The 12,966-nt window shown below is 72.9% G+C and carries 8 protein-coding genes; 6 read left to right on the top strand and 2 right to left on the bottom strand.

What is annotated here, in order from left to right:
- Positions 1-9 precede the first annotated feature (9 nt).
- Both ABZX11_RS42945 and ABZX11_RS42940 read right to left on the bottom strand, forming a co-directional pair.
- Positions 10-675, bottom strand: coding sequence for a response regulator transcription factor (locus tag ABZX11_RS42945; protein ID WP_354924318.1), 666 nt, complete (start codon positions 673-675; stop codon positions 10-12).
- Positions 672-1,835, bottom strand: a complete 1,164-nt coding sequence (locus tag ABZX11_RS42940) for a histidine kinase (RefSeq protein ID WP_354924316.1) — start codon at positions 1,833-1,835, stop codon at positions 672-674. The genes ABZX11_RS42945 and ABZX11_RS42940 overlap by 4 nt, the downstream gene beginning before the upstream one ends.
- Before the next feature lie 109 nt (positions 1,836-1,944).
- On the opposite strand from ABZX11_RS42940, the gene ABZX11_RS42935 reads away from it, so the two are divergent.
- The 6 genes from ABZX11_RS42935 to glgX (ABZX11_RS42910) all read left to right on the top strand — a co-directional run bounded on the left by ABZX11_RS42935 (position 1,945) and on the right by glgX (ABZX11_RS42910) (position 12,921).
- Positions 1,945-2,529 carry a hypothetical protein gene (locus tag ABZX11_RS42935; RefSeq protein WP_354924314.1) on the top strand — a complete coding sequence of 195 codons (585 nt, stop codon included), beginning with the start codon at positions 1,945-1,947 and terminating at the stop codon, positions 2,527-2,529.
- A 50-nt stretch (positions 2,530-2,579) separates the two neighbouring features.
- Positions 2,580-4,526: a 4-alpha-glucanotransferase gene (gene malQ / locus ABZX11_RS42930; RefSeq protein WP_354924312.1), complete on the top strand. Its 1,947-nt coding sequence runs from the start codon at positions 2,580-2,582 to the stop codon at positions 4,524-4,526.
- 75 nt (positions 4,527-4,601) lie between these two features.
- Positions 4,602-6,728, top strand: coding sequence for a glycogen debranching protein GlgX (gene glgX, locus ABZX11_RS42925; RefSeq protein ID WP_176176092.1), 2,127 nt, complete (start codon positions 4,602-4,604; stop codon positions 6,726-6,728).
- Entirely contained in the window at positions 6,725-9,001 is a 2,277-nt protein-coding gene (treY, locus tag ABZX11_RS42920) for a malto-oligosyltrehalose synthase (protein ID WP_354924310.1), read from the top strand. Before glgX (ABZX11_RS42925) ends, treY begins: the two co-directional genes overlap by 4 nt.
- Positions 8,998-10,722: a malto-oligosyltrehalose trehalohydrolase gene (treZ, locus tag ABZX11_RS42915; RefSeq protein ID WP_354924308.1), complete on the top strand. Its 1,725-nt coding sequence runs from the start codon at positions 8,998-9,000 to the stop codon at positions 10,720-10,722. The genes treY and treZ overlap by 4 nt, the downstream gene beginning before the upstream one ends.
- A gap of 51 nt (positions 10,723-10,773) precedes the next feature.
- The gene (gene glgX / locus ABZX11_RS42910; RefSeq protein ID WP_176176095.1) at positions 10,774-12,921 is read left to right on the top strand and encodes a glycogen debranching protein GlgX; all 2,148 of its coding nucleotides are present in this window, start codon (positions 10,774-10,776) and stop codon (positions 12,919-12,921) included.
- The last annotated feature ends 45 nt before the right edge of the window (positions 12,922-12,966 follow it).

Genomic DNA, 12,966 nt, shown 5'->3' with positions numbered 1-12,966 from the left:
GTTAGAAGGTCACGGGTCCTTCCGCAGATCGGCCGGGCTCAGGCCGGTCTCCTGGGCGAGGATCGCGGCCTGCACCCGCGAGCGCAGGCCGAGCTTGGCCAGCACGCGCGAGACGTGCGTCTTCACCGTCGCGTCGCCGATGTACAGGCGGGCGCCGATCTGGGCGTTGGACAGCCCCTCGCCCAGGCAGCCGAGCACCTCGCGCTCGCGGTCGGTCAGGTCCGCGACGCCGCGCGGCAGGGGTGCCGGGGCCGCCGCCGCGGCGAACGCGGTGATGAGCCGGCGCGTGACCTGCGGGGCGAGCACGCCGTCGCCGGCCGCGACGAGCTTCACGGCTTCGACCAGCCGGGGCGCTTCGACCGATTTGAGCAGGAATCCGGCGGCTCCGGCCCGCAGCGCGCCGTGCACGTACTCGTCGAGGTCGAACGTGGTCAGCACGAGGACCTGCGTGAGCCCCGCGGCCACCAGTTCCCGGGTGGCGGCGATGCCGTCGGTGCCCGGCATCCGGACGTCCATCAGGGTGACGTCCGGCCGCAGCGCCCGCGCCTGCCGGACGGCGGTGGCGCCGTCGGCGGCCTCACCGGCGACCTCGATGCCCTCGGCGTTGCCGAGGATGGTGGTGAGGCCGAACCGGACGGCGCTGTGGTCGTCGGCGACCAGCACGCGGATGGTCATCGGGCGAGGGGGAGTTCGGCGCGGACGAGCCAGCCGTCGCCGGCCGGGCCCGCGGTGAGCTCGCCGCCCACCGCGCCGGCGCGTTCGCGCATGTTCAGCAGGCCCGTCCCGTCGCCGGCCGCGGGGAGCGGGCGGCGGACGTCGTTGCGGACCTCCACCGCCAGCACGTCGCCGAGGCGGTGGACGGCGACGTCCACCCGCCCGCCCGGTGCGTGCTTCACGGCGTTGGTCAGCGCCTCCTGCGCGATCCGGTACGCCGTCAGGTCGACCGCCGCCGGCAGCGGCCGCCGGGAATCCACAGTGGACTCGACGTGCACCTCCAGGCCGCTGGCCCTCGCCGACTCCACCAGCTTGGCCAGGTCCGCCAGCCGGGCGGGCGCGGTCGTCTCCGCGGCCGCGCCCTCGGCCTTGAGCAGCCCGATCATCGCGCGCATCTCCTCCAGGGCGCTGACACTGTTCTCCCGCACCGACTCCAGCACCGCCTTCGCCAGCTTCGGGTCCGGCAGCGACAGCGCCGCCTCCGACTGGATCGCGATGGCCGAGAGGTGCCCGGCGATCACGTCGTGCAGGTCGCGGGCCATCCGCCCGCGCTCGGCGGCCACCGCCGCCCGCCGGTCCAGTTCCGCGATCTTCGCCAGCTGACCGGCGTTGGCCCGCTCGGTCTCGGCGACGTCACGCTGCTGGCGCACGTTGGCCGCCCACCACACCGGCGTGATGACGAACGGCAGGACGCCGACCGCCGCCGGCACCGCCGTCCGCCACTCCCGCGCGAGGACGAGCACCGCGGCGAGCACGCCCACCACCGAGAACGCGGCGAGGCCGATCATCACCCGGCTGGTGCGGCGGGAGCCGTACAGCGTCGCCGCGTACAGGAAGTCGGTGTAGACGATCAGCACCGGCAGCGACGGCCCGAGCGCGATGTCCGCCGCGAGCACCGCCGTGGCGAGGAGCAGCGCGAGGGGCACCCGGCGGCGGAGCAGCTCGAGCCCGCACAGCGCGGTCAGCTCCAGCAGCCGCACCCCCAGCGGGGCGTGGTCGTACGCCGTCACGAGCCGGTGGACGCCGGTCGCGTAGACGAGGAACCCGATCAGCCAGGTGGCCAGCGCGATCAGGCCGTCCTGCTGCCACACCGGGAGCGAGCGCAGGCGGGGGAGGGGCACCCGGTCATCCCAGCACACCGCGCGCCGGGCCCGCGTCCGACGAAGTGATGACGCCCGGTCCTCCCGATCGCCGACGCGGCCGGGCGCACCGGCGCGGGAGTGTGGCGGGGTGGCAGAGATCGGGGAGTTCTTCGCGGAGAACCCGATGGCGGCCGTCATCGCGGCGGGCGAGCTCGGGTTCTGGGTGGTCATCGCGGCCGGGCTGGCGGTGCGGTACGTGCTGCGCGCGCGGCGCGCGTCGGCGGTGCTGCTGGCCATGGTGCCGCTGATCGACGTCGTGGTGCTGGTGGCGACCGCGCTCGACCTGTCCGCCGGTGGCGAGCCCGGGTTCACGCACGGCCTCGCGGCGGTCTACCTCGGCTTCAGCGTGGTGTTCGGGCCGGGCCTCGTCCGGTGGGCGGACGGCTGGTTCGCGCACCGGTTCGCCCGCGCGCCCCGGCCGTCGAAGCCGCGGGGGAAGGAGAAGCTGCGCCACGAGTGGCGCGAGTGGGGCAAGTGCCTGCTGGCCTGCGGGCTCGCCGCGGTGGCCCTGCTGGCGGTGATCTTCGCGATCGGCGAGCCGGAGCGGGTCGCGCCGCTGTGGGGGTGGTTCCCGCGGCTGGGCACGGTGACGGTGATCTGGCTGTTCGCCGGCCCGGTGTGGGAGGAGCTGGCCGGCACGAAGGAGCGGGGAGGACGCCGCAGCGCGGGGTGATGTCGGCCGCGCGGATGGCGGGAACGGCCGGGCACCGGAATGCTGGTGCCGTGCCCGAACAGATCCCCGCCCTGCACGAGCTCGCCGACCACTACGGCGTCGCCACCCGGTACCAGAACGCCGACCGGGTCTGGGTCGACGTGGCCGACGACGTCGTGGTCGCCGTTCTCGGCCAGTTCGGCGTCGATGCGACCAGCGACCAGGCCATCGCCGCCGCACTGAGCGCCGCGCGCGAAGCGCCGGCCGCGCTGCCGCCGACCGTCGTGGTGCGGGAGGGCACCGGCCGCACGCTCGGCGTCGACGCCGAGGTCGTCCTCGAAGACGGGACGCGGCGGCGCGCCGACGGGGAGCTGCCCGCCGACCTGCCGCTCGGGTGGCACCGGATCGTCACCGCCGACCAGGACGTCGTGCTCGCCGTCGTCCCCGCGAAGCTGCCGCGGGTGCGGCCGGCCTGGGGGTGGATGCTGCAGCTCTACGCGCTGCACTCGGCCGGCTCCTGGGGCATCGGCGACTACGCCGACCTCGCCACCTTCGCCGCCCGGTCGGCCACCGAGCTCGACGCCGGCGTGCTGCTGGTGAACCCCGTCCAGGCCATCAGCCCCGCGCACCCGGTCGAGCGGTCGCCGTACTCGCCCGCGAGCCGCCGGTTCGCCAACCCCGTCTACCTGCGCGTCACCGCCACCGAGACGTTCGAGCAGGCCGACGCCGCCACCCGGGCGGCCGTCGAGTCGCTCGCCCCGGACCGCGAAGGCGAGCTGGTCGACTACGACGCCGTCTGGACCGCCAAGCGCGCCGCCCTCGAGCTGCTGTGGCCGCACCGCGTCGAAGCCGTCCCCGAAGACGGTGACCTGGCCGATTTCGCCCTCTACTGCGCCCTCGCCGAGCGGCACGGCGGCGACTGGCGGGACTGGCCGGAAGACCTGCGCGACCCCGCCGGGCCGGCCACCGCGCAGGCGCGTGCGGAACTGCAGGAGCGCGTCGCCTTCCACTCGTGGCTCCAGCACCTGTGCCGGGTGCAGCTGGAAACCGCGCGCACGGCCGCCCGCGAGGCCGGGATGACCGTCGGGATCGTGCACGACCTGCCGGTCGGGGTGCACCCCGGCGGGGCGGACACCTGGGCGCTCAAGGACGTCTTCGCCGCCGACGTGCGGGTGGGCGCGCCGCCGGACGCCTTCAACCAGCAGGGCCAGGACTGGAACCTGCCGCCGTGGCGGCCGGACAAGCTGGCCGAAGCCGGGTACGCGCCACTGCGGGACGTCATCCGCGGCGTCCTGCGCTTCGCCGACGGCATCCGCGTCGACCACATCGCCGGCCTGTGGCGGCTGTGGTGGATCCCGCCGGGCGAGCCCGCGCACCGCGGCACGTACGTCCACTACGACGCCGAAGCGATGGTCGGCGTGCTCGCCCTCGAGGCGCACCGGGCCGGCGCCGTCGTCGTGGGGGAGGACCTCGGCACCGTCGAGGAGATCGTCACCGAAACCTTGCACGAACGGGGGATGCTGACCTCGGCCGTGCTGTGGTTCGAACGTGACTGGGACGCCCCCGGCCAGCCGTTCACGCCGCCGGAGAGCTGGGACCCCGACGCCATGGCCAGCATCTCCACCCACGACCTGCCGACCGTCGAAGGCTGGCTGAAGGGCGAGCACGTCCGGGTCCGGGCCGAGCTCGGGCTGCTCGACCGCGGGGTGGCCGCGGAGGAGGAAGCGGCCGCCGGGGAGCGCACGGCGCTGTTCGAACTCGTTGCGCGGGAAGGGATCGCGGACGACGACCCGGTCGTCGCGCTGCACACCCTGCTCGCCAGGGCCGCGTCACGGCTGGTGCTGACCTCGCCGGCCGACGTGGCGGGCCAGGTGCGGCAGCCGAATCTGCCCGGAACGGTCGACCAGTACCCTAACTGGCGGATTCGCCTGCCCGTCAGCGTGGACGGCTTCTTCACCGCGAAGGGGGTCCGCGCCGCGGTCGCACCGCTGGCGGCGGCCCGGCCGCTGTCCCGGTAACGACCATCCCGTGGCACGCGACCCCCGGGTGACACGCGGACGCCACCGGCACGACCCAAGCTCGAGGAGAACCCTGTGCGGCCCTGGCCCGGAACGCCCTACCCGCTCGGCGCCACCTACGACGGAGTGGGGACGAACTTCGCCCTGTTCTCCGAGGTGGCCGAGCGCGTCGAACTGTGCCTGTTCGACGCCGAGGGCAAGGAGGAGCGGTACGCGCTCGAAGAGGTGGACGGCTTCGTCCACCACGGCTACCTGCTGAACGTCGGCCCGGGACAACGCTACGGGTTCCGCGTGCACGGCCCGTACGACCCGAAGCGCGGGCTGCGCTGCAACCCGAACAAGCTGCTCATCGACCCGTACGCGAAGGCCGTCTCGCACGGCGTGAAGTGGGACGAGTCCCTGTTCGGCTACAAGTTCGACAACCCGGCCGAGCGCAACGACGACGACTCCGCGGGCCACGTGCCGTATTCGCTGGTGGCGAACCCGTTCTTCGACTGGGGCAACGACCGCCAGCCGAAGCGGCCGTACAACGAGACGGTCATCTACGAAGCCCACGTCAAGGGCATGACCGTGCATCACCCGTTCGTGCCCGAGGCGCTGCGGGGCACCTACGCCGGGCTCGCGCACCCCGCCGTCGTCGAGCACCTGCAGAAGCTCGGGGTGACGGCGGTGGAGCTGCTGCCCGTGCACCAGTTCGTCACCGACCACGGCCTCGCCGAAAAGGGCCTGACGAACTACTGGGGCTACAACACGATCGGGTACTTCGCGCCGCACGACGCCTACGCGGCGATGCCCGGCGAGGGCGGCCAGGTCCAGGAGTTCAAGGGCATGGTCAAGGCCCTCCACGAAGCGGGGATGGAAGTGATCCTCGACGTGGTTTACAACCACACCGCCGAGGGCAACCACCTCGGGCCGACCCTGTCGATGCGCGGCATCGACAACGAGGCCTACTACCGCCTGGTCGAGGGGGAGCCCGAGTACTACATGGACTACACCGGCACCGGGAACTCGCTCAACGTGCGCAACCCGCACACCCTGCAGCTGATCATGGATTCGCTGCGCTACTGGGTGACGGAGATGCACGTCGACGGCTTCCGGTTCGACCTCGCCTCGGCGCTGGCGCGCGAGTTCTACGACGTCGACCGGCTGTCGACGTTCTTCGACCTCGTCCAGCAGGACCCGATCGTCAGCCAGGTGAAGCTGATCGCCGAGCCGTGGGACGTCGGTCCCGGTGGCTACCAGGTCGGCAACTTCCCGCCGCTGTGGACGGAGTGGAACGGGCAGTTCCGCGACACCGTCCGCGACTTCTGGCGCGGCGAGCCCTCGACGCTGGGGGAGTTCGCGAGCCGGATCACCGGCTCGTCGGACCTCTACCAGGACGACGGCCGCCGCCCGTTCGCGTCGATCAACTTCGTCACCGCGCACGACGGCTTCACGCTGCGGGACCTGGTGTCCTACAACGAAAAGCACAACGAAGCCAACGGCGAGGACGGCCGTGACGGCGCCGACGACAACCGGTCGTGGAACTGCGGGGTCGAGGGCGAGACCGACGACCCGCAGGTCAACGAGCTGCGCGTGCGGCAGCAGCGGAACATGCTGGCCACCCTGATGCTGTCACAGGGCGTGCCGATGATCCTGCACGGCGACGAGTTCGGCCGCACCCAGCAGGGCAACAACAACGTCTACTGCCAGGACTCCGAACTGTCCTGGATGGACTGGGAGCTGGCCAAGCAGAACGCGGACCTGGTCAAGTTCACCGCCGGGCTGGGCGCGTTCCGGCGCCGGCACCCGGTGTTCCGCCGCCGCCGCTTCTTCCAGGGCGGCCCGGTCGGCAAGGGCGAAAAGCTCGGCGACATCGCCTGGTTCACCCCGGCCGGCGAGGAGATGACCGAGCAGAACTGGGACGACGGCTTCGGCAAGGCGGTCGTCGTCTTCCTCAACGGCAAGGCGATCCCCGACCTCGACCCGCGCGGGATGCACGTCGAGGACAACTCGTTCCTGCTCGCCTTCAACGCCCACTACGAGGACATCGACACCACGCTCCCGGGCAACGGCTACGGGGAGAGCTGGACCGTCGTGGTCGACACCGCGACCGGGGAGGTCGAACCCGCCGACGCCAAGCCGATCGAAGGCGGCGGCAGGCTCACCCTCCCCGCCCGGTCCCTGATCGTGCTGCAACGGACGGAGACGGAAGCCGAATGACGGTGCCGGAGTCGACCTACCGGGTACAGCTGCGCCCGGAGTTCACCTTCGCCGACGCGGCCGGCATCGCCGGCTACCTGCGCGACCTCGGCATCGGGGCGCTGTACGCGTCGCCGGTGCTGGACGCGGCCCCCGGCTCGACGCACGGCTACGACGTCGTCGACCCGACGCGCGCGCGGCCCGCGCTCGGCGGCGAGGCGGCCCGGCAGGAGCTGTCGGCGCTGCTGAAGGAGCTCGGGCTGGGCCTGGTGGTCGACATCGTGCCGAACCACATGTCGGTCGAGGTGCCGAAGGCGAACCGCTGGTGGTGGGACGTCCTGAAGCACGGCCGAGACTCGGAGTACGCGTCCTTCTTCGACATCGACTGGGACCGCGGCCCGATCCTCCTGCCCGTGCTCGGCGACGACGACGCCGTCGCCGAGCTGACCGTCGAAGGCGACGAGCTGGTCTACTACGACCACCGCTTCCCGCTCGCCCCCGGCACGGGAACCGGGACGCCGCAGGAGGTCCACGAGCGCCAGCACTACCGCCTGATCGGCTGGCGCCGCGGCAACGCCGAGCTGACCTACCGCCGGTTCTTCGACATCACGAACCTGGCCGCGGTCCGCGTCGAAGACCCGACGGTGTTCGCCGCGACGCACGGCGAGGTGCTGCGCTGGGTCGCCGACGGCGACGTCACCGGCCTCCGCGTCGACCACCCCGACGGCCTCGCCGACCCGGGCGGCTACTTCCGGCGGCTGCGGGAGAACGCGCCGGACGCGTGGATCGTGGCGGAGAAGATCCTGCACCCCGGCGAGCCGCTGCCGCAGTCCTGGCCGGTCGACGGCACCACCGGCTACGACGCCCTGCGCGAGATCGCCGGCGTCTTCATCGACCCGGCGGGCGAGCCCGACTTCACCGCGCTGGCGAACGAACTGGGCGTGAAGACCGGCTACCACCGCGTCGAGGCCGAGGCCCGGCGCCTGGTCACCGACCGCATCCTGGTCGCCGAGGTCCGGCGGATCGCCGCGCAGCTGCGGTACGCCGACCCGGAACAGGCCCGGCAGGCGGTGGCCGAGACCATGATCGCCTTCCCCGTCTACCGCTCCTACCTCCCCGAAGGCGCGGACCACTGGGCGGCGGCGATCGACGGTGCCCGCCACGCCCGCCCCGATCTCACCGAGACGCTGGCGATCCTCGACGCCACCGTGCGCAAGAACCCGGAAAGCGAGCTGGCCACCCGCCTGCAGCAGACCTCCGGCATGGTCGTGGCCAAGGGCACCGAGGACACGACGTTCTACCGCTACACGCGCTTCGCCGCGCTGAACGAGGTCGGCGGCAACCCGGACCGCTTCGGCCTCGGCGTCGAGGAGTTCCATCGGCTGGCCGCCGAGCGCGAGGCGGGCTACCCGGCGGCGATGACGACGCTGACCACGCACGACACCAAACGCTCGGAGGACACGCGCGCCCGGATGGCCGTGCTGGCCGAGGTGCCCGGCGAGTTCGCCCGAGCCGTCCGGCGGTGGACCGAGCGGCGGGGGATCGACGAGCCGTCGCTGAACCTGCTGGCCTGGCAGACACTGGTGTCGACCTGGCCGATCGAGCCCGCCCGGCTGCGGGACTACCTCGACAAGGCGGCCAAGGAGGCCAAGCTCCGGACCAGCTGGACCGACCACGACGAGGCGTTCGAAGCCGACGTCGCCGCTTGGCCCGAAGACGTCATGAACGACGCCGAGCTGGCCGGGGACGTCGACGGGTTCGTCCGGCGCATCGAGGGACCCGGCTACGTGAACTCGCTCGGGCAGAAGCTCGTCCAGCTGACCGCGCCCGGCGTCCCGGACGTCTACCAGGGCACCGAGCTGTGGGACTTCTCCCTGGTCGACCCGGACAACCGCCGCCCGGTCGACTACGTCGCCCGCCGCGAGATCCTGGACCGGGTCCTCGACGGGGAGCAGCCGGAGATCGACGCGTCCGGCGCGGCGAAGCTGCTGGTCGTGCACAACGCGCTGCGGCTGCGCCGCGAACACCCGGCGCTGTTCCGCGGCTACCGGCCCCTGCGCGCCGAGGGTGCCGCGAGCAAGCACGTGCTGGCCTACACGCGCAGCCCCGATCTCGCCGTCGCGGTGACCCGGCTCCCGGTCGGGCTGGAAGCCGACGGCGGCTGGCGCGACACGGTCCTGCCGCTGCCGCCCGGCGTCTGGACCGACGTCCTGACCGGCCGGGAGGTCACCGGCGAGCTGGCCACCCTGTTCGACCCCTATCCCGTCGCGTTGCTGGTGCGAGGAGACGCATGAAGTTCAGCGTGTGGGCCCCGGCGGCCCGCCGGGTCCGGGTGAGCGTCGACGCGGGCGTGCACGAAATGACCGAGGGCGACGGCGGCTGGTGGCACGCCGACGCCGAGGGCGTCAACTACGCCTTCCTCCTCGACGACGACGAGAAACCGCTGCCCGACCCGCGGTCGCGGTGGCAGCCGCACGGCGTCCACGCGGAGTCGCGCGTGTACGACCACGGCGAGTTCGCCTGGACCGACGACGCCTGGCACGGCCGCCAGCTGCCCGGCGCCGTCCTCTACGAGCTCCACGTCGGCACGTTCACCGAGGGCGGCACCTTCGACGCGGCCATCGACCGGCTCGACCACCTCGTCGACCTCGGCATCACGCACGTCGAGCTGCTGCCGGTCAACGCCTTCGACGGCACCGCGGGCTGGGGTTACGACGGCGTCCTCTGGGGCGCGGTCCACGAACCCTACGGCGGCCCGGACGGGCTCAAGCGGTTCGTCGACGCGGCCCACGCGCGCGGCCTGGCCGTCGTGCTCGACGTCGTCTACAACCACCTCGGGCCCTCGGGTGCCTACCTCGACAAGTTCGGGCCGTACTTCGCCGGGCAGAACGACTGGGGGCCCGGCCTCAACCTCGACGGCGCCGGCTCCGACGAGGTCCGCCGGTACGTGGCCGACAACGCGCTGAGCTGGTTCCGGGACTTCCACATCGACGCGCTGCGCCTGGACGCCGTGCACGCCCTGCTCGACCGGCGCGCGGTCCACCTGCTCGAGCAGCTCGCCACCGAGGTCGACGCGCTGTCCGCGGCGCTCAACCGGCCGCTGACCCTGATCGCCGAGTCCGACCTCAACGACCCGCGGCTGGTCACGCCCCGCGAGCGCGGCGGCCTGGGCCTGCACGCGCAGTGGTCGGACGACTTCCACCACGCCCTGCACGTCAAGCTCACCGGCGAGACGAGCGGGTACTACGCGGACTTCGCCGCGCCGGACGCCCTCGAGCGGGTCCTGCGCGAGGCGTTCTTCCACGCGGGTACCTGGTCGTCCTTCCGGGAGCGGACCCACGGCCGCCCGGTCGACACGCGGACCGTGCCCGGCCACCGCTTCCTCGCGTACCTGCAGAACCACGACCAGATCGGCAACCGCGCGACCGGCGACCGGCTCTCGGCGACGGTCTCGCACGACCGGCTGGCCTGCGGCGCGGCCATCCTGTTCTGCTCGCCGTACACGCCGATGGTGTTCATGGGGGAGGAGTGGGCGGCGAGCACGCCGTGGCAGTTCTTCGCGTCCTTCCCGGACCCGGAGCTGGCCGAGGCCGTCCGCACCGGCCGCCGTCGCGAGTTCTCCCGGCACGGCTGGGGCGAGTCGGACGTGCCGGACCCGATGGACCCGGCCACCGTGGAGCGTTCCCGGCTCGACTGGGCCGAGGTGGAGCAGCCCGGTCACCGGGAGGTGCTGGAGCTGTACCGCGCGTTGATCCGGCTGCGCCGCCAACGGCCCGAGCTGGCCGACCCGTGGCTGCCGGACCTGCGTGTCGACGCCGCGCCGGACGGGTCGTGGGTCGTGGTGCACCGTGGCACGCTGCGGCTGGCCGTCAACTTCGGCCCCGGCCCGGTGACCCTGCCGCTGGGGGCGACGAACGCGCTGCTCACGTGGGGTGCGGCGACCGTGGACGGGGGTGCCGCGCACCTGCCGCCGGACACCTTCGTGCTGGCCGGAACGCCGGTTTCCGCCGGGTAACTCCTCGGTAATGGCGCGCAGGAACCACCACCGATCTGGGACGATTCAGGAATGGCCACACGACCCTCCGCCGATCACGTCCTCGCCGGCCGCCCCTTCCCGCTCGGCGCCCACCCCGAGGCCGGCGGGGTGCGGTTCGCGATCACGTCCGCCGTGGCGGACGCGGTCGACCTGTGCCTGATCGACGCCGACGGGTCGGAACGCCGGATCGCGCTGACCGAGCGCACGTTCGGCGTGTGGCACGGGCTGGTGCCCGGGGTGACGCCGGGGCAGCGGTACGGCTACCGGATCCACGGCCCGTACGACCCGGCCCGCGGCCTGCGGTGCAACCCGCACAAGCTGCTGGTCGACCCGTACGCCCGGCAGATCACCGGCGGGCTCACCGACCTGGCCGCGGCCCAGGGCTTCACCGGCGACCCCGAGCGCGGCCCGATGTCCACTGTGGACTCCCTGGGCAGCGTGCCGCTGTCGGTGGTCACCTCGCCCGGCGGGCCGGACACCGGGATCAAGCCGGAGGTGCCCTTCGAGGAGGCGGTGGTCTACGAGCTGCACGTCAAGGGCTTCACCCGGCAGCACCCGTTCATCCCGGAGGCCCTGCGCGGCACCTACCTCGGCCTGGCCCACCCGGTGGCGATCGAGTACCTGACCCGTCTCGGGGTCACCTCGGTCGAGCTGCTGCCGGTGCACGCGTTCCTCGACGAGCCGTCGCTGATCCGGGCCGGGCGGCACAACTACTGGGGCTACTCGCCGCTCGGCTTCTTCGCCCCGCACGCCGCCTACGCCAGCGAGCCCGGCCACGAGGTCGAGGAGTTCCGGCTGATGGTGGCCGCCCTGCACGCGGCCGGCATCGAGGTGATCCTCGACGTCGTGTTCAACCACACCTGCGAGGGCGGGCCGGACGGGCCGACGCTGAGCTTCCGCGGGCTGAACGCGCCGGTGTACTACCTGCACACCGAGCGCGGGCACATGGCCGACATCACCGGCTGCGGCAACACCCTGGAGGCCGGCTCGCCGACCGTGGTCCGGCTGGTCACCGACTCGCTGCGGTACTGGACGCAGGAGATGGGTGTCGACGGCTTCCGGTTCGACCTGGCCAGCACGCTCGGGCGGCCGCGTGGCGGCGCGTTCGACCCGGCCTCGACGCTGCTCACCGCGATCACCACCGACCCGGTGCTCTCGCGGTGCAAGCTGATCGCCGAGCCGTGGGACGCGACCGGCGAGGGCTACCGCGTCGGCGGCTTCGGCGCCCAGTGGGCGGAGTGGAACGGCCGTTACCGCGACACCGTGCGTGACTTCTGGCGCGGCGCGACCGGCGTCCGCGACCTCGCCTACCGGCTGTCCGGTTCGTCGGACCTCTACGACCACAACCTGCGCCGGCCGTGGCAGTCGATCAACTTCGTCACCGCGCACGACGGCTTCACGCTGCGGGACCTGGTGTCCTACAACGAAAAGCACAACGAGGGCAACGGCGAGGACAACCGCGACGGCACCAACGACAACCGCTCGTGGAACCACGGCGCCGAAGGCGGCACGGCCGACCCGGCGATCCGGGCCCTGCGCGCCCGGCAGGCCCGGAACCTGTTCGCGACGCTGCTGCTGTCGACCGGCACCCCGATGCTCACCGCGGGTGACGAGTTCTGGCGGACCCAGGGCGGCAACAACAACGCCTACTGCCTCGACGACGAGACGTCGTGGTTCGACTGGACCCCGGACGACCCCGAGGCCGAGGCCATGCTCGCGTTCGCCCGCCGGGTGGTGCGGCTGCGCGCGAACAGCCCGGCGCTGCGGCAGCCGGAGTTCTTCGAAGGCCGGACCACCCCGACCGGCAAGCCCGACCTGGTCTGGTTCCGCCCGGACGGCGACGAGTTCGGCGAGACCGACTGGTTCGAGGACCGGCACACGCTCGGCATGTGGATCGACGGCTCGAACAGCCAGGCCCGCAACCGCGACGGCGAGCTGGTGTCCGACCACTCGTGGCTGCTGTGGCTGCACGCCGGCGACGCCCCGGCCGAGGTGATCCTCCCGGGCCGCGAGTACGGCGAGACGTTCAAGCCGACGCTGGACACGAGCACCGCCGACGGCAGCCCGGCCAACCCGGGTGTCTTGGAGGCCAAGAGCCGCGTGACCCTCCAGTCCCGCTCCCTGCTCCTGCTGCGCGCCCCCCGCCTGGCCGCCGAACCCCAGCCCGAACCCTACTGACCCGTACCCCGACGGTCGGCCCGCGTACCCAGGGAGCCGGACCGC

The organism is Amycolatopsis sp. NPDC004169, assembly GCF_040610315.1.
GTDB lineage: Bacteria > Actinomycetota > Actinomycetes > Mycobacteriales > Pseudonocardiaceae > Amycolatopsis.
Note: the sequence above shows the minus strand (reverse complement) of the source record. Positions and strands in the feature narration are given on the sequence as shown.